The sequence below is a fragment of the Cerasibacillus quisquiliarum genome (genome assembly GCF_014202495.1).
Lineage (GTDB): Bacteria > Bacillota > Bacilli > Bacillales > Amphibacillaceae > Cerasibacillus > Cerasibacillus quisquiliarum.
Genome location: NZ_JACHHA010000001.1, coordinates 327401 through 349104 on the forward strand (window position 1 = coordinate 327401; position 21704 = coordinate 349104).

At 35.8% G+C, this 21704-nt stretch carries 21 protein-coding genes; 12 read left to right on the forward strand and 9 right to left on the reverse strand.

Annotated elements, in window-relative coordinates; translation table 11 throughout:
* Positions 1-47 precede the first annotated feature (47 nt).
* The 5 genes from HNQ35_RS01570 to HNQ35_RS01590 all read left to right on the forward strand — a co-directional run bounded on the left by HNQ35_RS01570 (position 48) and on the right by HNQ35_RS01590 (position 3786).
* A complete protein-coding gene (locus HNQ35_RS01570) occupies positions 48-1106 on the forward strand; it encodes a YkvI family membrane protein (protein ID WP_146934660.1) in 1059 nt (352 codons plus the stop codon).
* A gap of 192 nt (positions 1107-1298) precedes the next feature.
* Positions 1299-1454: a hypothetical protein gene (locus tag HNQ35_RS01575; RefSeq protein WP_170226545.1), complete on the forward strand. Its 156-nt coding sequence runs from the start codon at positions 1299-1301 to the stop codon at positions 1452-1454.
* A gap of 178 nt (positions 1455-1632) precedes the next feature.
* Complete coding sequence (locus HNQ35_RS01580) at positions 1633-3108, forward strand: protein adenylyltransferase SelO (protein ID WP_146935085.1); 1476 nt, start codon at positions 1633-1635, stop codon at positions 3106-3108.
* Between the two features lie 133 nt (positions 3109-3241).
* A complete protein-coding gene (locus HNQ35_RS01585) occupies positions 3242-3433 on the forward strand; it encodes a YjfB family protein (RefSeq protein ID WP_146934657.1) in 192 nt (63 codons plus the stop codon).
* A gap of 80 nt (positions 3434-3513) precedes the next feature.
* Positions 3514-3786, forward strand: a complete 273-nt coding sequence (locus HNQ35_RS01590) for a DUF1871 family protein (protein WP_170226543.1) — start codon at positions 3514-3516, stop codon at positions 3784-3786.
* Positions 3787-3843: 57 nt separating this feature from the next.
* Here the strand turns inward: HNQ35_RS01590 and HNQ35_RS01595 are convergent, their stop codons facing one another.
* The 3 genes from HNQ35_RS01595 to HNQ35_RS01605 form a co-directional block, all read right to left on the reverse strand.
* The gene (locus tag HNQ35_RS01595) at positions 3844-4329 is read right to left on the reverse strand and encodes a nucleoside 2-deoxyribosyltransferase (protein ID WP_146934648.1); all 486 of its coding nucleotides are present in this window, start codon (positions 4327-4329) and stop codon (positions 3844-3846) included.
* A gap of 102 nt (positions 4330-4431) precedes the next feature.
* Entirely contained in the window at positions 4432-5949 is a 1518-nt protein-coding gene (gene opuFB, locus HNQ35_RS01600) for an osmoprotectant update ABC transporter permease/substrate-binding subunit OpuFB (RefSeq protein WP_146934645.1), read from the reverse strand.
* A complete protein-coding gene (locus tag HNQ35_RS01605) occupies positions 5942-6910 on the reverse strand; it encodes an ABC transporter ATP-binding protein (protein ID WP_146934642.1) in 969 nt (322 codons plus the stop codon). Before HNQ35_RS01605 ends, opuFB begins: the two co-directional genes overlap by 8 nt.
* 857 nt (positions 6911-7767) lie before the next feature.
* On the opposite strand from HNQ35_RS01605, the gene HNQ35_RS01610 reads away from it, so the two are divergent.
* The 3 genes from HNQ35_RS01610 (at position 7768) to motB (ending at position 10947) form a co-directional block, all read left to right on the forward strand.
* Positions 7768-9108, forward strand: a complete 1341-nt coding sequence (locus HNQ35_RS01610; protein ID WP_146934626.1) for a cyclic 2,3-diphosphoglycerate synthase — start codon at positions 7768-7770, stop codon at positions 9106-9108.
* Between the two features lie 263 nt (positions 9109-9371).
* On the forward strand, positions 9372-10184 hold the full coding sequence (motA, locus tag HNQ35_RS01615) for a flagellar motor stator protein MotA (protein ID WP_146934621.1): 813 nt from the start codon (positions 9372-9374) through the stop codon (positions 10182-10184).
* Positions 10147-10947, forward strand: a complete 801-nt coding sequence (gene motB / locus HNQ35_RS01620; RefSeq protein ID WP_146934618.1) for a flagellar motor protein MotB — start codon at positions 10147-10149, stop codon at positions 10945-10947. Before motA ends, motB begins: the two co-directional genes overlap by 38 nt.
* Positions 10948-11020: 73 nt before the next feature.
* Here the strand turns inward: motB and HNQ35_RS01625 are convergent, their stop codons facing one another.
* Positions 11021-11632 carry a hypothetical protein gene (locus HNQ35_RS01625; protein WP_146934614.1) on the reverse strand — a complete coding sequence of 204 codons (612 nt, stop codon included), beginning with the start codon at positions 11630-11632 and terminating at the stop codon, positions 11021-11023.
* A 314-nt stretch (positions 11633-11946) separates the two neighbouring features.
* On the opposite strand from HNQ35_RS01625, the gene HNQ35_RS01630 reads away from it, so the two are divergent.
* Positions 11947-12333 carry a hypothetical protein gene (locus HNQ35_RS01630; protein WP_146934610.1) on the forward strand — a complete coding sequence of 129 codons (387 nt, stop codon included), beginning with the start codon at positions 11947-11949 and terminating at the stop codon, positions 12331-12333.
* Positions 12334-12550: 217 nt separating this feature from the next.
* The gene (locus HNQ35_RS01635; protein ID WP_146934637.1) at positions 12551-14101 is read left to right on the forward strand and encodes a glycoside hydrolase family 10-like protein; all 1551 of its coding nucleotides are present in this window, start codon (positions 12551-12553) and stop codon (positions 14099-14101) included.
* Positions 14102-14428: 327 nt separating this feature from the next.
* Here HNQ35_RS01635 and HNQ35_RS01640 read toward each other — a convergent pair whose 3' ends face one another.
* The 4 genes from HNQ35_RS01640 to HNQ35_RS01655 all read right to left on the reverse strand — a co-directional run bounded on the left by HNQ35_RS01640 (position 14429) and on the right by HNQ35_RS01655 (position 17765).
* Positions 14429-15754, reverse strand: coding sequence for a 6-phospho-beta-glucosidase (locus HNQ35_RS01640; protein ID WP_221261398.1), 1326 nt, complete (start codon positions 15752-15754; stop codon positions 14429-14431).
* The gene (locus HNQ35_RS01645; RefSeq protein ID WP_146934607.1) at positions 15747-16058 is read right to left on the reverse strand and encodes a hypothetical protein; all 312 of its coding nucleotides are present in this window, start codon (positions 16056-16058) and stop codon (positions 15747-15749) included. The genes HNQ35_RS01640 and HNQ35_RS01645 overlap by 8 nt, the downstream gene beginning before the upstream one ends.
* A gap of 90 nt (positions 16059-16148) precedes the next feature.
* Positions 16149-17432, reverse strand: a complete 1284-nt coding sequence (locus HNQ35_RS01650) for a PTS sugar transporter subunit IIC (protein WP_146934604.1) — start codon at positions 17430-17432, stop codon at positions 16149-16151.
* Between the two features lie 27 nt (positions 17433-17459).
* Positions 17460-17765, reverse strand: a complete 306-nt coding sequence (locus HNQ35_RS01655) for a PTS sugar transporter subunit IIB (RefSeq protein ID WP_146934601.1) — start codon at positions 17763-17765, stop codon at positions 17460-17462.
* A 182-nt stretch (positions 17766-17947) separates the two neighbouring features.
* Here HNQ35_RS01655 and HNQ35_RS01660 point away from each other — a divergent pair, with 182 nt between their 5' ends.
* Entirely contained in the window at positions 17948-18274 is a 327-nt protein-coding gene (locus HNQ35_RS01660; RefSeq protein WP_146934597.1) for a PTS lactose/cellobiose transporter subunit IIA, read from the forward strand.
* 17 nt (positions 18275-18291) lie between these two features.
* Complete coding sequence (locus HNQ35_RS01665) at positions 18292-19386, forward strand: DUF871 domain-containing protein (RefSeq protein ID WP_146934594.1); 1095 nt, start codon at positions 18292-18294, stop codon at positions 19384-19386.
* 120 nt (positions 19387-19506) lie between these two features.
* Here HNQ35_RS01665 and HNQ35_RS01670 read toward each other — a convergent pair whose 3' ends face one another.
* Positions 19507-21504 (reverse strand): methyl-accepting chemotaxis protein, encoded by a 1998-nt coding sequence (locus HNQ35_RS01670; protein WP_146934591.1) that lies wholly within the window; start codon positions 21502-21504, stop codon positions 19507-19509.
* Positions 21505-21704: the final 200 nt, after the last annotated feature.

The following is a 21704-nucleotide window of genomic DNA, read 5'->3' on the forward strand; positions in this document are numbered from 1 at the left end:
GTCTGATAATTGTCGGATGATTAAGATTATTGGTTTAGGGGGATTATATGTTAAGGATTTTGAAAATTGCTAGTGCATTTATTGGTATCATCGTCGGGGCAGGGTTTGCATCAGGACAAGAGATATTACAATACTTTACGAGTTTTGGCTATATGGGGACAGCTGCGGCAATTGTTGCAACCGCTTTCTTTGCTTATTTAGGGATGGTTTTGACGAAATTAGGTAGTCGAACACAAACAACCTCTCATAAGGAAGTGATTTACTGGGTAAGTGGTCGGCATATCGGTGTGATAGTCGATTACGTTATCATATTTACGTTATTTAGTGTTGGTGTTGTTATGATTGCTGGAGCGGGGTCGATATTACATCAGCAATTCGGCTTATCACCATTTGTTGGAAGTTTGATTTTGACGATACTTATTATCTTAACAGTTATGTTAAATATACAACGTGTTATTGCAGTGATAGGAAGTATCACGCCATTTCTTATTTTGACGATTATCATTATAAGTGTGTACAGTTTGTTAACAATGGACTCATCTTTTGCTCAGTTAAATCCTGTAGCAAAAGAAGTAGACACGACATTACCAAACTGGTTTATTTCTGCCGTTAATTATGTATCATTTAATATTGCGGTCGGTGCGGCGATGTCGCTCGTTATGGGTGGCGCAGAAAAAAATGAGCGGGTCGCTTCAATTGGTGGATTTCTTGGTGGTTTCGGTTTAGGTGTACTTATTTTACTCAGTCATTTGGCGATTTTTTCAAAAGTTGATACTGTAGCGGCGTTTGACATGCCGATGCTAAAAATCATTGACGATATTTCACCGAGTCTAGCAGTCTTTATGTCATTCGTCTTATTCGGAATGATTTTTAATACGGGTGTAAGTATGTTTTATGCGTTTACCGCTCGGTTTGTAGAAATGCGTACAAAGTCTGCAAACATCTTCATTGTTGTTGTTGCTACGATTGGATTTATCGCAAGCTTTGTCGGATTTACTGATTTGGTTGCATTTTTCTATCCATTAATTGGTTATCTCGGCCTGTTCTTAGTCGGGGCATTGATTTACGCACCATTTAAAATGGCAAAACATAAAAAGAACAGTTAATAACTATAAAACTCCTATGCAATGTGCGTGGGAGTACATTGCAAAATTAAATAATACGCTATCAAGGCAACTCGTAAACATGTATGACGAATAATTAAGGGTCAAAGTGTCAAGATATCATTTGATAGTGAACAAGGATTAAGAGCCTCATTTGTTATTTATCTTGATGAAGGCCCTGTTGAAGTACCGATGATGGAGATGAAAAGCGGTAACTATGTTGGATTCTGGACAGCTAGGAAAAATGCTCATGCAGAAGGTGCTATTATCGAAGTTCGGGCAAAGAATCGAGTGAATGATAAAGTACGGAAACAGGCAGATGGGAAATTGTTTATTAATGTAGGAAATTAAGCTTAGAAGGGGTGTGTTGGGTAAAACGCATCCCTTTTATACTTAAAATCAGGCAAAATGACAACCCCAATGGTTGAACCACCCTAACATTCATCCATGGTATAATAAATGATTAGGAACAAAAACTAAGTGCATCACGTATTCGTTAAGAGTATAAATGAAAAAACAAGGTGATCCAATGAAAAATAATAATGGCGAAGTTAATATAGGATGGCATTTCGATAATAGTTATACGCAATTACCAGGGGCACTTTTCACTAAACAACGTCCAGTTCCAGTACGTTCACCAAAATTAATAGTTTTTAATGATTCTTTAGCAAAATCGTTAGGATTAAATGTCAAAGCTTTAAAAAGTAATGTTGGTGTATCAGTCCTTGCAGGTAATAGAATTCCAGAAGGCACATCACCTTTAGCCCAAGCATATGCAGGACATCAATTCGGTCATTTTACAATGTTAGGAGATGGTCGTGCGATTTTAATCGGTGAACATATCACACCTTCAGGGGAGCGGTTTGATATACAACTAAAAGGTTCAGGGAGAACTCCGTATTCCCGTGGTGGTGATGGTCGTTCGGCGCTTGGACCGATGTTAAGGGAATACATTATTAGTGAGGCCATGCATGGGTTAGGCATTCCAACAACTAGAAGTTTAGCGGTCGTAACGACGGGTGAAACCGTGATAAGAGAAACAGAATTACCTGGTGCGATTTTAACTCGTTTGGCGTCTAGCCATTTACGTGTCGGTACGTTTCAATATGTTGCTGCTTGGAGGCCAGTCGCTGAATTAAAGGAATTGGCTCATTATACGATCAAGCGCCATTTTCCATATGTCGAAGAAAGTGAGAACAAATATGTAGCTTTCCTTGAAGAAGTCATAAAGCGTCAAGCGAAACTAATTGCGAAATGGCAGCTCGTCGGCTTTATTCATGGCGTTATGAATACGGATAATATGACATTAAGTGGCGAAACGATTGACTATGGTCCGTGTGCATTTATGGATCAATATCATCCAGCGACTGTGTTTAGCTCTATTGACATAAAAGGTCGTTATGCTTACCGTAATCAGCCAGGAATTGGCGTGTGGAATTTGGCGAGGTTTGCTGAAACACTATTACCACTCATAGATGACGAAGAGAAAAAAGCAATTAACGTAGCACAACAATCGCTTCATAAATATGAAAAGTTGTATAAGATGTATTGGTTGAATGGAATGAGAAAGAAATTAGGCTTATCCAATGAAGAGAATGATGATGAGACGCTCATAAAGGACCTTCTTCACTTAATGGAACGATATAAGGTAGATTATACGAATACGTTTAGATATTTAACATTTGATCGCTTAGATGAAACAGACCTTTCTCTTAGCGAGGGATTTATTAGGTGGTACAAACAGTGGCAAGCAAGACTAGAGAGACAGCCAGTTTCGAAGGCTCATTCTAAACAGCTCATGAGAGAACATAATCCGGCTGTTATCCCACGTAACCATCGCGTTGAAGAAGCAATTGAAGCTGCGGTGGAAAGAGCAGATTACAGTGTCATGGAGCGTTTGTTAGACATTTTATCAAAACCTTATGCACATACAGAAGAACAAGAGCCATATACTGAACTTCCACCACCATCCAATTTTCCATATCAGACATTTTGTGGCACTTAAGCTTCAGGCGTAAAACAGACCTAGGTTCACTGTTTTTGAATGATACTCATTTATCAACGCTAGATTAAAGCAATTTTTTTAGATATGTTTGCAATTAATAATAGATTTCTACATATATAAAAGGTGGGATACAATGGATATTGCTGCTTTATCTACTGTCATGAAACAAGCACAGGTTAACCAACAAGCGAGTCTATCTGTGATGAAATCAGCGATGTCAACTGCAGAAACAAATGCATTAGGACTATTAAAAATGATGCAAGATTCAACACAACAACAAGTGGCACATCCCTTTTTAGGAAAGCAAGTGGATTTTAAAGCTTAAGGAATGTTTAGGCGAATATTTGGTACTATTTGTTTGATATACTTAGTATTCAAATAAATAGACAATTGTGGGAGGTTATGATGATTAACAAAATCGCTACTGATATTGTTAAACGTCATATTGATCGCTGGGATCCGTTCGATTTATTATATCTTGGTGCACCAGATGATGAGTATGATACTGAGGTAGAAATGATTGTGAAGGAGTTTTCAAGAATCCAAAATGAAAATGATTTAGCTGAAATCATTCAAGATACCTTTAATAAAATGTTTGGAACAGAACAATTTACAAATGAAAAATGTCAACCAATTGCATTATTAATTTGGCAAGATATTCTAAAGGCGAAAAAATAATATCATTAGATTGAATAAGACCAAGAGGATTGAAAACATCCTCTTGGTTTTTGATTTCTATTTAGTCGTGTAATTTTCAACAGCCTCAACTAACTCTTCAACAGAGGAATAAATCCCACCGTCTGTCTGTTTAATTAAGCCAACAACAAATAAATTGCGATACATAAATTGATTCTCTGTTCCATCGTCTATTAAAGCTTGGATTTTTTTATCGTTATGACGTCCTTGCTGGCGGACATCAGTATATAAGGCGAAAATTGGCCTGTTTAACATATAAAATGCACCAATCTCAGCTGCTACACCACTATCAATCTCAACACCATCAATGACTGCGATTAGAAAATCACTTTCTTTTAACTTATCCATATCCGCCTTTGCGATTGTGACCGAATCGGCATAGCTATTTTTATCATTGATTGCAGCATTTTCTTGTGGGACGTATAAATGAATATTAGGAATTGATTTTCTTATCTTTTCAGCTAATAATTCATTAAGTATGCGATCCCCCATGCTAAATAATCCATTTGCTAAATATGCTTTCATTTTGTCCACCTCATATATTGTAATTAAAAAACAAATCTATTCATAGTTTATCATCAATCGCTATTATTTAAGTATGATATATGAAAAGTTTATTACAAACGTTTATTTCAATAATCCTTCTTTCATTAAATAGTCTCTAGCTACTTCTTCAGGGCTTTTCCCTTCAACATTTACTTGATAGTTCATCTCTCTCATCTCATCATCCGTTATTTTCCCTGCGAGTTTATTAAGAGAAGTTTCAATTTCTGGATATTTTTCAATCGTTTCTTGTCTTAATAATGGTGCGCCTTGATAAGGTGGAAAAAGTTCCTTATCATCTTCCAACACAGTCAGCTCGTATTCCTTTAATTCACTATCTGTGGAGTAGGCATCAATTAATTGAATATCGCCTGATTCAATCGCACTATATCTTAGCTTCGGTTCCATCGTAACGAGATTATCAAAATGAATGCCGTACAATTTTTGAATCCCGCGATAACCATCTTCACGGTCAGAGAATTCTAATGTAAAGCCAACTTTTATCGATGCTTCAACATTCTTTAAATCAGAGATTGCACTTAAATCATGTGCTTCAGCGAAGTTTGTAGGTACAGCTAAGGCATATGTGTTATTAAATTGCATCGGTTCTAAAAGAGTCATTTGAAATGTATCCATTAGCCCGTCTTTTGCTTGTTGATAAACATCTTCTCTATCCGTACTATCAGCTGTTTCTTTTAAAAACTCGGCAATGGCTGTTCCGGTAAATTCAGGATAAATATCAATGCTTCCTGATTTCAAAGCATTGAAAACGAAAGAGGTTTTTCCTAATCCAGGTTTTAACTGCACCGTTAAATCTGTATCATTTTCGATCAGCTGTTTGTACATATTAATAAGTATTTCAGGTTCAGAGCCGAGTTTACCTGCGATGACGATTTCGTTATCTTGATTATTAAAAATATATGGTGTAATCAAGAAGAATAAGGCAATGACGACAACAGAGCTTAAGGTAATGAGAGATTTCTTATAAGACATATGTTCAAATCGTTTTAATAAAAAATCAAAAAGCAGTGCTAATAAAGCAGCTGGAACTGCACCTAATACAATGAGTGCTGTATTATTACGGTCAATCCCTAATAAGATAATATCACCTAATCCACCGGCACCAATAAGTGCTGCTAATGTTGCAGTACCGACAATTAATACCATCGCTGTGCGAATGCCAGCCATAATGACAGGTAAAGCTAACGGAAGTTCAACTTTTATAAGTCGCTTTCTTTGATTCATACCCATTGCCCGTGCCGCTTCTATTAGAGAATCATCGACTCCATTTATCCCCGTATACGTATTTCTAAGAATAGGTAACAAGGCATAAGCGACTAAGGCAATGATGGCGGGAACTTTACCAATTCCAAATAGCGGAATTAAAAGACCTAGTAATGCTAAGGACGGAATAGTCTGTAAAACAGCTGTTATTCCTATAATTGATTCGGCAACTTTCGGCTTCTTTGTTAAATAGATCCCCAATGGAATGGCAATCAAAACAGCGAAAAAAAGCGAGATAAATGAAATCTGGACATGTTCTAATAGTGCTTGTATCAGCTGGTCTTGGCGATCTTTAAATATATTTATAAATTCATTCATAAATGTTGCCTCCATTCTGGAGTTGTTTTGCGAGATGGTCGATTATGGCTTGTCTGTTAATGATGCCTAGTAGTTCACCATTCTTTTCAATGATGACTTGGTCATTTGTTTTTAAGTGTTCTAAAATGTTTTCTATCGTTGCAACTTGATTGTTGATTGTAGGGTACTGTTTAATGTATGTGTTATGTTGTATCGGCTGAAGCAGTTCATCGAGATGGACGTGTCCTTTTAATGTTGGTGCTTGATCCCCAACAAAATCTCTAACAAATTGGTTTGCCGGTTGATTCACTATTTCTTCAGGTGTACCTACTTGAACAATTTCACCATCTTTCATTAAACAAATACGATCGGCTAATTTCAGCGCTTCTTGCATATCATGTGTGACAAATACGGTCGTTTTCTGAATGCTTTTTTGAATTTGTTTAATATCATCTTGAAGTTTCTCACGTGTAATCGGGTCCAATGCACTAAACGGCTCATCCATAAGAACGATATTAGGATTTGCCGCTAAAGCTCTGATAACGCCAATTCGTTGTTGTTGACCACCTGATAGTTCAGCAGGTTTACGGTGTAAATAGTCTTCTGGATTTAATCCGACCATCTTTAAAAGCTCTTCCACTCTGTGCTTTGTTTTTTTGCGAGGCCATTTTTTAAGTTCGGGGACGATAGCGATATTTTCCTCAATTGTCATATGGGGAAATAAGGCAATTTGTTGTAGCACATAACCAATTTGCCAACGCAATTCATGGATGTCATAGTCGTTAATATTTTTCTGATTTATATAGACTGAACCGTCTGTTAATGGAATCAATCGATTAATCATTTTTAGTACAGTCGTTTTACCACTCCCACTAGGTCCAATAATAACGAAAAACTCGCCTTGTTGAATATTTAAATTAATTGAACGAACAGCGGTTGTACCATCGGGATAAGTTTTCGAAACATGTTCAAATGTAATCATAGATTTTTACGCTCCTATATTTTGTTTGTCCTGAAATTTTTTATGCTTAGGCAACACTTTAGTTCATGTTAGACATAGATTGCAACATGTAGCAAGTGAAAAGACTTATTGATAAGAAAAGATGTTCCTTTACTTAGAATAAGCTTAAGCACTATCGTCAAAGTGCCCCCCGTAGTTTATAGTGAAAAAGCGATGAGAAGATTGTCCGTTGTCGCTTCAACATGCACTCTCGATAAGGAAGAACGTCATGAGACTTAACGTTTCCGCTTCAACATACACTCTCGATAAGGAAGAACGTCATGAGACTTAACGTTTCCGCTTCAACATGCACTCTCGATAAGGAAGAGCGTCATGAGACTTGACGTTTCCGCTTCAACATACACTCTCGATAAGGAAGAGCGTCATGAGACTTGACGTTTCCGCTTCAACATGCACTCTCGATAAGGAAGAACGTCATGAGACTTGACGTTTCCGCTTCAACATGCACTCTCGATAAGGAAGAGCGTCATGAGACTTGACGTTTCCGCTTCAACATACACTCTCGATAAGGAAGAACGTCATGAGACTTGACGTTTCCGCTTCAACATGCACTCTCGATAAGGAAGAACGTCATGAGACTTAACGTTTCCGCTTCAATATGTACTCTCGATAAGGAAACTCTTTACGAGGACGCACGTTGAAGTGTGAATATAGTCTCTCGTTTAAAGCTTGCTCTAAGACAGCATGAGGGGGGGAACAACAAATCCTATATATAAAGTCCATCCATAATCAATACTATTATTTGTATAAATATACAAATAATAGTATAATAATAAATATGATATTTATTTCAAACTAGAATGCTAGGAGAGAAAGCCATGAAGAAAAAAGTTATCATTATTGGTGCAGCAGGTAGAGATTTTCATAATTTTAATACGTATTATCGTAATAAAAAAGAGTATGAGGTTGTGGCATTTACAGCGACACAAATTCCTGATATAGATGACAGGAAGTATCCGAGTGAATTAGCAGGTGAATTATATCCTGAAGGAATACCGATTTATCCACAGGACCAATTATCGACATTAATAAAAGAATTTGATGTTGATGAATGTGTGTTTTCCTATAGTGATGTTCATTATGAAGAAGTAATGGGCGTTAGTGCGATAGTCAATGCAGCAGGTGCGGATTTTAAGTTACTCGGCCCGAAAAGTACAATGTTAAAAAGTAAAAAACCTGTCATATCAGTTTGTGCCGTAAGAACTGGGACTGGTAAAAGTCAAACATCACGCAAAATTATTGAAACATTATTAGAGAAAGGATTAAAGGTCGTTGCCGTTCGTCACCCAATGCCATACGGTGACTTAGTTGCCCAGCGTGTGCAACGCTTTGCTACCGTTGAGGATTTGAAAAAACATAAATGTACCATTGAAGAAATGGAAGAATATGAGCCACATGTTGATCGTGGGAACATCGTCTATGCTGGAGTTGATTATGCTGATATTTTAGAAGCGGTGGAAAATGATCCAGATGGGTGCGATGTCATTTTATGGGATGGTGGAAATAACGATTTCTCTTTCTATGAACCTGATCTATCAATTACCGTTCTAGATCCACATCGTCCAGGTCATGAATTGACCTATTACCCAGGAGAAGTGAGTTTGCGTACAGCGGATGTGGCGATTATTAATAAAATTGATAGTGCTGATGAAGCTTCCATACAAATTGTGGAAAATAATATTAAAAAAGTTCGTCCAGATAGTGTGATTGTGAAAGCCGAATCAAAAATTACAGTCGAACATCCAGAAATGATTAAGGGGAAACGTGTGTTAGTCGTTGAAGATGGACCAACACTTACACATGGTGAAATGACGATTGGAGCAGGGACTGTAGCTGCTGAACGTTTAGGTGTAAAGGAGTTAGTCGACCCCCGTCCATTTTCAGTCGGAACACTAATTGATACATTTGAAAAATATGTCCATCTCGGAAATGTTCTTCCTGCCATGGGGTATGGAAAACAACAATTAAATGACTTAGAACAAACAATCAATCAAACTGATTGTGACGCGGTCATTATTGGAACACCGATTGATTTATCAAGAGTTATAGATATTAATAAACCATATACACGTGTCCATTATGATTTAGAGGAAGTAGGAAGTCCTAATTTAAAAGAGATTTTGCTTGATTTTGTAGATAAATATCAATTGAAACAATAAACGCTTTACAACGTGTTAGCTAGAGTAGAAGATGGAGTAAATAGCCCATCTTCTTTTTTTTATTATCTTTTAATAGCTTGTATGTCATAGAGGTTTAAGATTTATAAATAGGAAATATTTCCTATTTAAATACGTTTTATTTAACCGATGATGAATATATAAGTGAATACCATCTATTAAACGTAGAAAGGATGAAATAAGCTATTTTTTTAGTCTATATATAGGTATAAAGACCTAATTTACTAGATTTATGGAGGATTGTTATGGATAAAGCATCGATATTAGGCATTATTTTGGGGATATTTGCTATCGTTTTAGGTATGGCTTTGAAAGGGGTAGGAATGATAGCTTTACTAAATCCGGCAGCCATATTAATTATTTTATTAGGTACGGTTGCAACTATTTTAATCTCCTTTCCAATGCGAACGATTAAAAAGATACCACATTTAATAAAAATCGTTTTTACAGAAGAACCGCAATATGATATGAACAAGATAATTGATACATTCGCTACTTTAGCTAATCAAATTCGCAAGGAGGGGCTATTATCACTTGAAAAAGAGATTGAAAATCAAGATGATCCTTTTCTAAAGTCTGGTCTGCAACTCATCCTTGATGGAAAGTCACCAGAATTCATTAGAGAATTTTTGATAGAAAAAATAAACGCGATGGAAAAACGTCATCGTGAAGGTGCTGCTATTTTTTCACAAGCTGGTACATATGCTCCAACTTTAGGTGTATTAGGAGCTGTTGTTGGTTTAATAGCTGCATTAAAAAACATGGAGGATATGTCAGTATTAGGGGAAGCTATTTCAGCTGCTTTTGTTGCTACTTTATTAGGAATTTTTACAGGTTATGTATTATGGCATCCGTTTGCCAATAAATTAAAGGAAAAATCAGAAAGGGAAATTCAGATAAAGGAGATTATGGTAGAAGGTATTCTGTCTATTACAGATGGACACTCACCACGGATCGTTAGAGAAAAGTTGAGTACATATTTATCAGAGAAAGAATTGTTAGCTAGTAGGGAGGCTTTCGATGAAGCGGAAAAACAAGAACCAGAATTATCAAGCTGACCAATCTTGGCTCCTACCGTATGCAGACTTATTAACGTTACTTCTAGCACTTTTTATTGTATTATTTGCTATGAGCGAACTTGATGCGAAAAAGTACGAACAATTAGCGCAAGTATTTAAAAGTGAATTTTCTAATGGTGGAGGTCCATTAAATGAAAAGATAAACACAATCGATTTATCAGAAAACGAAGAAAAGGCTTCTTCTGATGATGAGAATCAGGATAGCGCGGAAGATAATGGAGAAGCTGAGAGCCAGAGTACAATAGAGTTTCAACAGTTGAAGGAATTGCAGCAGGATATTAATCAATATATCCATAAAAATAATCTAGAAAAATCGATTGACACGGTATTAACAAGTGAAGGTTTAATGATTACGATTTTAACGGATGTCACCTTTCCATCTGGAAGTGCAGAGGTAAATGCAAAAGGTGTTCAAATTGCTAAGGAAATTTCCTATTTTTTAGTCACTCATTCACCACATCAAATTGTTGTAAGTGGTCATGCAGATGATAGACCGATACATACAGCTGAATTTCAATCAAATTGGGAGTTAAGCGTGATTCGAGCTGTGAATTTTATGAAAGTTATTTTACAGAATGACAAGCTTGACCCAGCGTATTTCAGTTCAAAAGGATATGGCGACAATCACCCCATTGTCCCCAATAATTCAGAAAAGAATAGAGCCAAAAACAGAAGGGTTGAAATTCTTATTCTACCAAATTATAAAATAGAAACCGTTAATATGAATAGCGATAAATCATAATACAGAAAGTAAATGTTTAAATAAAAAATAGTGGAGAGGCGTGTAGACCTTCCACTTGTTTTTATTTAGATGATTATTTAATGGCTTGTAAAGTATAAGAAAGATGTTCTAAATCTTGATTAAGTGTTGTTAGTAATAGTAGCCGATTATTTTGTGCTTCAATTAATTGACTCATGCTTCGCTTAACACCACTAAGGTTTTTGTTGACTATATTTTTAACAATGTTTTTTGTTTCTTTTCCAACACTTCCAGCAACATAATCGCTTGTTTTCATATGGTTTATCGTTTGCTTTGATAGTTTAATTAATTTAGCTAAATCCTCTTCCGATACATCAATTTGTGATGAACGAATCCTAATTATTTCTTGCTTAATTTGTTTCTTGTTTTGTTTTATTTCTTTTGTTACATCAATTGTTGCAACAGCATTTGAAACAATTTGACTTTCATTTTTTATTCTTATTTTTAAATTCTGCTTTAAATTATTAATAATGTCTTGATTGCTTTTTTCAATATCTGATAGCTCAACTTCATTCGTAAGAGGATCTAACAGATCAATTGTTTGTTCAATTTCTTCAAATATGACTTGATCGTTTTGAACTTCATTACTCGATTCATTAGCAAAAGCAGTTGATGTTGGAACAACAAGCAAAAAGACTACGAAAATAAATGTGTAAATTTTCTTCATCACTACCAATCCTTTCTGACTATTTTGGTCAATTAGTTCTAGAGAAGCAAAAAAACTTCCCTCCTTTAATGTTGTTATATATATATTATCAGATAAATTTTAGAAGGAAAACAAATTTGATAATTTGATTATTAAGGTGTAAGCAGTGATCATTTTGGTTGAGAAAAAACCTTTTTCTAACGTGAATTTATTAGTTATTTCTTGCTGTAATGCTGATAAAATGGGGGTTTTACCGTATATAAAAATAGTACCATACCATGTAAGCTATAAGTAAGAAACATTAATGAACAGTCACAATGAGAGGAGAAATGGATATGGCTCAAGATATTCAACCAAAAATAGTTGTTGTTGAAGCACTAACTGATAGCAAGTCATTAAGTATGGTTTTTGAGGACACAGAACGTAAAATTGCACAATTGCGTCTTAGTGAAGAACATTTTGATGCGATGCTAGAATTAGTTCATACATTACCAAAGCTCGTTCCTGTTATAAAGCAAATCGAAAATATCATGGACTTTGCTAAGGATGTATGGGGAGACGAAAGAACATTTGAAGCAATTGTAGAAGGTGTAAATGATGTCGTCCCAGTTAAAAAAGGTGCCGAGATTATAGAAGAGACAAAAGAACATTTTAAAGCTAATGAAGATATGGCACCCATTTCTCTATTAAATATAAAAGAAGAACGTTTATCAGTTGACTAATAAATAGTATAACTGATAGACGTTTTTAATATAGGAAAAAAGGGGTTAAAAAGTTATTCTTATAAATTTTAAATTTATAAAATTGAGACTTTTGATAGATTTATTAACAGCATGTGCTGTGATAGAATAAGGGAGAGTTAAATGATTGAGAAAGGGGGAAAGTTCAAACTATTAATGTAAGCGGTCTCATTAAGCTAAGGAGAAGGTGATATGATTGATAAAACGCTTATTAATTGTTGGTGTCGTATTGCTGTTAGTTTTGAGTCTGTCACTAGAAACGCCGGTTTTTGCAGAAAATGAAGAACAGCCAAAAGTTGAAATGCGTGCTGCATGGATTGCGACAGTTGTCAATATTGATATGCCAGCAGGAATGAGTGAAGCCGAGTTTACTGAATGGGCAATGGATGCGGTCGGTCGACTAGCTGAGATGCATTTTAACACTGTTATTTTTCAAGTGAAACCAACATCAGATGCGTTATATCCTTCAGAATTAGCACCTTGGTCAAGATATATCACCGGAAAGGAACAAGGAACTGATCCGGGATATGATCCATTACAAATTATGTTAGATATTACCCATGGTCATGGCATGGAACTCCATGCATGGATTAATCCATATCGGTTGACAATGCCGGGTCAAGATTTAGATGATTTGGCGTCTGATCATATTGCTAAAAAGCATCCAGATTGGGTCGTGAAATACGGTCAGCAATACTATTTCAATCCAGGGATTCCAGAAGTTCAACAATATTTGATCGAAACGGTAAAAGAATTAGTAACGAACTATGATATTGATGCGGTCCATATGGATGATTATTTCTATCCGTATAAGATAGCTGGAGAAGAATTTCCAGATGAGAAAACATTTCATAAATACGGTCAAGGCTTTTCAAACATTGAAGATTGGCGTAGAAATAATGTTAATGAGCTCGTCTATGAAATTAATCAAGCAATAAAAGAGATGAAGTCTTGGGTTCAGTTTGGTATTTCACCATTTGGTGTATGGCGAAATATCGCTGATGACCCAACAGGCAGTGATACAGAAGCAGGGCAAACAAATTATGATCATCTATATGCCGATACACGTCAATGGATAAGAGATGGTTCGATTGATTATATAACGCCACAAATCTATTGGTCTAGACAATTTATGGTAGCTAACTATTCTATTTTACTAGATTGGTGGAGTAGAGAAGTGACTACTTATAGTGAAGTTCATCCAGTAAATCTATATATCGGGATGGCTGACTATAAAGTGAACGATAATTTTGATGAGGCGTGGGATAATCCATACGAATTGCCAGAACAGATTTTAGATAATCGCTTCAATGATGTTGCTCGAGGGCAAATGCATTTTTCAATGAAAGACGTCTTTCGTAACGCATTAGGTTATGCGGATATTTTACAAGACGAAATCTATCATACAAAAGCGTTAACACCTGCTACACCTTGGAATGGTAACCGTGTTCCTAAGAAACCCATTTCTGTGATGCTAGAAGAAACGGATGACGTTGTTAAAGTCGTTATTAATAATAAAAAACGTAAAGATGTGCGGAAATATATTGTTTATCGCTTTGAAGGCAATAAACGTGGAGACTATGAAAATCCAGAACATATTATCGGGGTTGTCTATGATAACGATGGACAAGCTGTCTTTATTGATAAAGACCGTGATCCACATAAGCGCTATACGTATGGAGTGACGTCTGTTTCACCAACAGGAATTGAAAGTAAAGGCGCAAAGGAAAGAAAAACGAAAAACAAATAATCACGAAAGGGTGTCTTGTCGTTATACGAGACACCCTTTTTTGTTTCAAGAAGATGATAGATAGCGCGTTGGGATTATTCAATGCGCCCTCTCGTGGTGTAAAAACTAGCTGAGACCTCACGTTGGAGCTTCAATGCGCCCTCTCGTGGTGTAAAAATTAGCTGAGACCTCACGTTGGAGCTTTAATGCGTTCTCTCGTGGTGCAAAAGCTAGCTGAGACCTCACGTTGAGTCTTCAATGCAACCTCTCATGAAGGAAAACCGACATGAGACATCCCGTTGGAGCGTCGATGCTCTTATGAAAAATCATTCATACAATATATGTCGCTTATTTCTCGTTAAAAAACTGTGGTAAATAATCACGATGAGCCTCGAGCATGTCATCTAATATGAATTTTGCCGTTTGATCATCGGTTACGAGCGGATTCAAACAAAGCGCCAGTAAAGCTTGTTCATATGATCCCGTCACGGCCGCTTCGATTGCTACTAATTCAAATGATTTGATTTGTTGCACCAAACCGTTAATCGTATAAGGAAGTGATCCAACCGCTAATGGAGTGGGACCGTTTTTCGTAACGACACAATTCACTTCTACGACAGTATCGTTTGGCAAATTCGAAATGGCTCCATTGTTTTCAACATTTAAAGTTTGGATATCACCTTTGTCATTATAAATAGAAGAGATTAAGTTACAGGCCACATCACTATAATATGCACCACCACGTTTTTCTAGTTGGGGCGGTTTAATATTTAAATCAGGGTTTTTATATAAATTAAACAAATCTTCTTCTAACCGCTTAACGACTTCGGCACGAGTGATACCTTTATTAAATTCAGTGAGTTGTTTATGTAAAATCGTACTTGTCTTATAATAGTAACGATGATATGGACTAGGAATAAGTTGTAAGCCACGAATAAACGATGTTTCCCAGGGAAGAGGGGTGATGTTTTGCATCGTTGGTTGTTTTTTAGGGTCGGCTAATAGAGTGAGGACATGATCTAATCTCGATTCACCATCTATAATGACATCTAGTCCATATGACATATGATTGAGCCCGGCAAAGATGATTTCAAGTTTGTCTAATGGAATTTCTAATAAATGAGCAATCGTCATTTTCATATTAATAGGTACATTACAGACTCCGACAACTTTCTTATGTGGACTGTTCTTCAATACGGCTTCGGTGACCATACCAGCTGGATTAGTAAAATTAATGAGCCAAGCATTTGGACATAAAACTGTTATCTCATTAGCAATGTCAAGCATAACCGGTATGGTGCGTAATGCTTTAAATAAGCCGCCTGCCCCATTAGTTTCTTGACCGATCATGCCGTATTTTAATGGGATACGTTCATCTTTAATGCGTGCATCTAATTGGCCAACACGCATTTGCGTTGTGACAAAATCAGCATCTTTTAACGCTTCTTGACGATTGAATGTTAAATGAATATCGATGGGGAGATTCGCTTTATCGACCATGCGTCTAGCGAGATTGCCAACAATCTCTAGCTTCTCTTTTCCTTCCTCTACATCTACAAGCCAAAGTTCACGAACAGGTATTTCGTCATATCGATTAATGAGACCTTCAACAAATTCGGGTGTATAGCTTGAACCACCGCCAATCGTTACTATTTTTATACTTGAATTAGCCAATAAGATCCCTCCCGAAAACAAAAGTGATTAAGGCACTTGTCACGAAACCAACAATGATTGAAATAATGATTCGCTTTTTAAAAAAGTGTTTTTCCGCTGTTGATGCATCGATTTTAGTCAAAACAAAAATGAGCCCAATTGATGCGGAAATTCCTGCCGCTAAGAAATAACTTAATCTCATCGATAAGGCCAATAGTAGAAAGAATTTAGGGATAAATAGTGTGCCAGTAAATAAAATAATCATAAAAATAAAAACACCTTTAAAACTAATCTTAGGAATAAGTTTTGGTGTATCGTCTGTCATCGTTATCTCCTCCTTATATGAAAGAGGGAATCACGAGGGATTCCCGAATGGCCATTTGAACATGAAACAAGCAAATAGTCAGCCAAATAATTATGATGCCTCTACTTTAGTTTCACCTTCTCCTTCTTCCATGAGAAGCATTTTTCTATCATAAATCTTGAAAAACGGGAGATAAATGAATGCTGAAATTGTCATATTAATAAAGACTAATATAATCGCACGCCAATCGCCACCAGTTGCTAAATATGCTCCGATTGGTGCTGGTAATGTCCACGGTGGTTTAACGAACGTTGCTGATACGAAGCCAATAGATGTAGCCATATATGAAATTGTTGCTGTAATTAATGGTGTCAAAATAAATGGAATAATTAAGAGCGGGTTTAATACGATTGGTACACCGAAAATGACTGGTTCATTGATATTAAAAATACTAGGTGCAGCAGCTGCTCTTCCTACTTTTTTTAAGTAATCAGATTTTGCAAATATGAGCATAACAATGACAAGCCCTAATGTGGCACCTGAACCACCAATCCAAATAAACCATTGATAAAGTGGTTCGGGAGCAATATGTGGCAAAGCTTCTCCACTAGCAGCCGCTTCACCGTTATTAGCAAAATATACTTCCCAAAGCGGCCGTGCTACTGTTCCGACAATCGAGACACCGTGAATACCAAATGACCAGAAAAAAGTAATTAAGAAAACAGGTATTAAGACACCTAAAAGACTGTCACCAGCTTTAACAAGTGGGGCAACTAAATTTTGAACGATTTCATGTAAACTGATTCCTAAGACGACCGTAATAAGTGTCATGAGTAAAATTACAATGCTGACGGGAATGAGTGCTTCAAATGATCGACCAACGGATGCGGGAACTTGCTCTGGAAGTTTAATTGTAATATTTCTTTGCTTACAGATTCGAAAGATTTCTACAGATATGATAGATACGATAATGGTAACGAATAATCCATTTCCACCGAGATATTGCATCGGTAAAACAAAACCTAATTCATCTAATGCAGTCGGTGTAATCGTTAGTAATAATGATGCGACAGCAATTTGTGCCCCTGATAAGGGATCAACTTTATACGATTGTGCTAAATTATAACCAATTCCAAACGCAATATATAAAGACATAATAAACATTGTCATACGGTACGGAATTAAAATTTCTCCAGCATGTTCAGCTGCCCATTGGGCTATTGACCAAGATTCAGGTAAAGGTGGAAAAGCAATAATTAAAAAGAATGATCCAACAATGATAAACGGTAACGCGGAAATAACCCCATCACGTATGGCAAGTAAATGACGTTGTTCAGCTAATCTTGCCATCGGTCCAGAAACTTTTTTGTCAAGGAACGCCGTGAATTTACTCATCAACTGAACCTCCCTCAAATTATAAAATTAATTAACGAGCTTTTGTAACGTTTCAAATAAGACAGGTCCACCTAGTGGCGTATAAGCTTGTGGTGGAATAGCACCACAAGGAACGTTTTTTTCATCCGCTTCTTTTTTAATTTTGTCAAACCGATGTCTAATTTGAGGAGCAACCATGACGACATCCCATGGACTTTCTAATTCAAAAGCAACTTCACTAGAACCAATCGCCTTAACTGTTAAATGAACACCGTTTTTTTCTGCTTCAGATTTTAAAGCGTTGACAACAATAGCACTTGACATGCCGCCAGAACAGACGAATAAGACACGCATACTTTCACCTCCTAAAATCGCTCCTTTCTCATTGATAATGAATATGAGCTATATTCAAACTTGAAAGGGCTTACATTTTAATTGTATTATAAAATAAAGGAAATATTTATTCAATATGAAATGTAACATATTGAAAAAATATTTTAATTTGTCATTTTTGTGAATGAAGTGGAGGGCATACTATGTTCGATGTTGAAAAGGAAATTTTTAATATTATTTCTTATGGTGGTGATGCAAAAGCGATTGCCTATGAAGCTCTAGAGTTGGCACATGCATACGAATTTTCTGAAGCAGAGAAAAAACTCGAAAAAGCTAATCAAACATTAGTAACAGCTCACAATACACAAACAAAGCTCATTTCAGCAGAAATTAACGGTGAAAAAGTACCGATGTCATTATTAATGGTTCACGCGCAAGACCATCTTATGGCAGCGCTGAGTGAAATATCACTCATTGAACAAATGATGAAAATGTTAAAGAAATTGTATCGATTAGAAAAAGAAATATAAGGAAAGGATTGAGAGTGATGGGTGTTTTTGGCATATCGATTTATCCTAATCATTCACTCGTAGAAGAAGATCAAGACTATATTAAAAAAGCTCATGCATACGGGTTTAAGCGTATTTTTACATGTTTATTGTCAGTAGACGGTAATAAAGAACAAATTTTACATGAATTTAAACAGACGATTCACTTTGCAAAAGATTTAGATATGGAAGTTATTTGTGATATAAGTCCGAGAATATTTCACGAGTTAAATATATCTTATAATGATTTGAGTTTTTTCCATGACTTAGGTGTCGATGGTATTCGTTTAGATTTAGGTTTTACTGGTCGTGAAGAAGCTCAAATGACATTTAATCCATTCGACTTAAAAATTGAAATGAATATGAGCCAAGCAACTCATTATTTGGAAAATATATTAAATTATCAACCGAAACGTCGCCAATTGATAGGTTGTCACAATTTTTATCCACATCGTTTCTCTGGTTTATCTTATGATTTTTTTATTGAAAGTAGTCGTAAATTTAAAACGAATGGCTTAAGGACTGCTGCTTTTGTTTCTTCTTCTGCTGCTTCATTTGGACCATGGCCAATTATTGAAGGTTTACCTACATTAGAAATGCATCGTGATTTACCGATCGATGTTCAGGCAAAACATTTACTTGCTACAAAATTAATTGATGACATTATTATCAGTAACGCCTATGCTTCGGATGATGAATTAAAGTTATTAAGTAAAATAAATCGCGAAAAGATGACTTTCAATGTCGAATTAGTAGAAGGTATTAGCGAACTTGAACGAACAATTATTCTTAAAGAGCCTCATTTCTATCGGGGAGATATATCAGATTATATGATTCGTTCAACACAAAGCCGCGTTAAATATCGTGAACACGCTATTAAACCATTTAATACGCGTGACATTAAGCGAGGCGATATCATCATTGAAAATGATTTGTATCAACAATATAAAGGAGAACTTCAGATTGCTTTAAAAGATATGCCAAACTCTGGTAAGACGAATGTCGTCGGTCGCATTCGTAAAGAAGAAATATTTTTGATCGATTATTTACAGCCATGGGAAATGTTTGCATTCCAAGAGTGGAAAGAAGCATAGTTTAAATTTAACATATTTAGAGATAGGAATTTATCAATTTTCATGCATGGTAAAATAATGTATGTTATTTAAAAGCTATCCAAAAAATAATGATTCATTTTTTGGATAGCCTAGTTAAATTTACTTGACCTTAAATTGATTGATTTCGTTTTGCAAGTTGATAGCGTCGGAGTCGAGCTGCTCAGCAATATTTGATAGTTGCTCCATAGATGCGTGTTGTTCTTCTACAGATGCTGTTACTTCCTCTGTACCGGCTGCTGTTTCCTGGCTAATTGAAACAATGTTTTGTGCATGAGTTGTAATCGTTTGTTCTTGTGACATAATTGTTTCTGTTAATTGAGTAACTTTTTGAATCATCGTATTATTTTCTTTAATAGCTTTTTGGATATTTTCAAAAGCTTGCTTCGTCTCATTAACCGTTTCTATTTGGTCATAGAAAATTTGGCCTGTACGGTCGATTAATTTTGTGCTTTTTTCGATTTCACTTTGCATATCAGTGACGAGAAGCGACACACCTTGAAGCGCTTTCTCTGTTTGTTCAGCTAATTTTCTTACTTCATCAGCAACTACTGCAAATCCACGACCATGTTCTCCAGCACGTGATGCTTCAATAGCGGCATTTAATGCTAGTAAATTTGTTTGCTCAGAGATATCGGTAATTTCCGTAACGATTTCGCCTATTTGTGCTGATTTTTTATTTAAAGAGTGAATTGCTTGAATGACATCTTTTGTCGCAACTTGTGTTTCTTTCGTTTGTTTTTGTAATGTATAGACAGTATTTAGACCTGTTTCAGATGCTTTATTTGAATGTTCAGCTTGTGAAAACATGTCATTATTATATGCAATAATTTCCTGAATCGATTGAGACAATTCGTCAGTAGCTTTTGCATTACTCTCCATGATTTCAGCTTGATTACTTGCGCCAGAAGCAATTTGTTCCATTGTTGTGGCAACTTCATTCGTTGCAGCTGTATTTTCTTCTGCACTAGCTACAAGATTTCGCGATGCGTCAGAAACATGGTCTGATATTTCACTTATATGAGAAATCATTGCTCGTAAACGATTTGTCATCTGTGAAAAACTCTGTGCCAGTTGACCTATTTCATTCGATGCACTTGTTTCGATTGATACAGTTAAATCACCTGCTTCCACTTGTTGAATCGTTTCTTGTAAAGATTTAACAGGCTTTGTAATCTTACGTGCAATAAATACTGATACAACCCCAGCTAAGATGATAATAATGACTAATGTCACGACAATTGGTAGTAATATAGATTGAGCTTGTTTAGAAAAATCACTTTCAAAGACAACTGCACCGATTATCCAATTTGCCGTATTGTTTGTGACAAATGTTAACTGTTTTTTTTCTTTGTTTTCTTGATAGGATATTGTGCCATGTTCTTTACTTTTTTGTAATTGTTTAAAGAATGGGAGATCTTTAGCGCTTTTACCAATTTTCTTTGTATCCGGGTGTGCAATAAACACACCTTCTGAGTTAAGAATAAGAGCATAGCCAGATTGTCCTGCATCTATATTTTTTCCTAAGTCAATGAGTGTATCAACAAACACATCTAAAGCTGTTACACCTTTTAATTTACCATCTTGATAAAATGCCTTTGCTACAGTAACGATTGTTTTTTCAGTAGATACATCTATAAATGGATCTGACCAAATGATTTCACCTTCCGCTTCAACTGCCATTTGATACCATTCTCTTGTCCGCGGGTCAAAATCACCTAAATCAGCTTCAGGGTAGAGAATAATTTCACCTGTATCATCTATACTCGTATGTGCGTTGCCTATTATATCTGTTTGATCAACTGTTTGTTTATAATATGTAAGTAGATCATCTGGTTTATTATTCTTGTAGTTAATAATATGTTCGTCTTCAGCAAAACGGTTAAGAATACTATGTGCCTCTTCAAAAAACAACTCGAATGTTTTATTCATTGTTTGAAGTTGACGATTGACCGAAAGTGTTTTTTCTTCCATAATCGTATTTTTACTAATCACATAGTTAGTCATTCCAATAGTGATACCCGTTATAACGATTAAAATGATGATAGGAACAAATATCCCAATAAAAAGTGAAGATTTCCGTTTTGACTTGCCTTTCATGATGGAGTCTCCTCTCTTATGTTTTATAGACAAATAGATGAATAAATTATGGCAGATTTACTATAAGGTGGCATTTTCCTTTCAAGATATGTTATGATACCTATATTGAATACATCGGATAGATTGCTATAATGTTTAACCCCCCCAACGTATGACCACACTTTGTTAATCATCACTTCAATTAAATTCAGAAAAAATTC

Coding starts and splice junctions, on each gene's coding strand:
- HNQ35_RS01570 (WP_146934660.1), top strand. CDS start 48: ATGTTAAGGATTTTGAAAATTGCTAGTGCATTTATTGGTATCATCGTC.
- HNQ35_RS01575 (WP_170226545.1), top strand. CDS start 1,299: ATGGAGATGAAAAGCGGTAACTATGTTGGATTCTGGACAGCTAGGAAA.
- HNQ35_RS01580 (WP_146935085.1), top strand. CDS start 1,633: ATGAAAAATAATAATGGCGAAGTTAATATAGGATGGCATTTCGATAAT.
- HNQ35_RS01585 (WP_146934657.1), top strand. CDS start 3,242: ATGGATATTGCTGCTTTATCTACTGTCATGAAACAAGCACAGGTTAAC.
- HNQ35_RS01590 (WP_170226543.1), top strand. CDS start 3,514: ATGATTAACAAAATCGCTACTGATATTGTTAAACGTCATATTGATCGC.
- HNQ35_RS01595 (WP_146934648.1), bottom strand. CDS start 4,329: ATGAAAGCATATTTAGCAAATGGATTATTTAGCATGGGGGATCGCATA.
- opuFB (WP_146934645.1), bottom strand. CDS start 5,949: ATGAATGAATTTATAAATATATTTAAAGATCGCCAAGACCAGCTGATA.
- HNQ35_RS01605 (WP_146934642.1), bottom strand. CDS start 6,910: ATGATTACATTTGAACATGTTTCGAAAACTTATCCCGATGGTACAACC.
- HNQ35_RS01610 (WP_146934626.1), top strand. CDS start 7,768: ATGAAGAAAAAAGTTATCATTATTGGTGCAGCAGGTAGAGATTTTCAT.
- motA (WP_146934621.1), top strand. CDS start 9,372: ATGGATAAAGCATCGATATTAGGCATTATTTTGGGGATATTTGCTATC.
- motB (WP_146934618.1), top strand. CDS start 10,147: ATGAAGCGGAAAAACAAGAACCAGAATTATCAAGCTGACCAATCTTGG.
- HNQ35_RS01625 (WP_146934614.1), bottom strand. CDS start 11,632: ATGAAGAAAATTTACACATTTATTTTCGTAGTCTTTTTGCTTGTTGTT.
- HNQ35_RS01630 (WP_146934610.1), top strand. CDS start 11,947: ATGGCTCAAGATATTCAACCAAAAATAGTTGTTGTTGAAGCACTAACT.
- HNQ35_RS01645 (WP_146934607.1), bottom strand. CDS start 16,058: ATGACAGACGATACACCAAAACTTATTCCTAAGATTAGTTTTAAAGGT.
- HNQ35_RS01650 (WP_146934604.1), bottom strand. CDS start 17,432: ATGAGTAAATTCACGGCGTTCCTTGACAAAAAAGTTTCTGGACCGATG.
- HNQ35_RS01655 (WP_146934601.1), bottom strand. CDS start 17,765: ATGCGTGTCTTATTCGTCTGTTCTGGCGGCATGTCAAGTGCTATTGTT.
- HNQ35_RS01660 (WP_146934597.1), top strand. CDS start 17,948: ATGTTCGATGTTGAAAAGGAAATTTTTAATATTATTTCTTATGGTGGT.
- HNQ35_RS01665 (WP_146934594.1), top strand. CDS start 18,292: ATGGGTGTTTTTGGCATATCGATTTATCCTAATCATTCACTCGTAGAA.
- HNQ35_RS01670 (WP_146934591.1), bottom strand. CDS start 21,504: ATGAAAGGCAAGTCAAAACGGAAATCTTCACTTTTTATTGGGATATTT.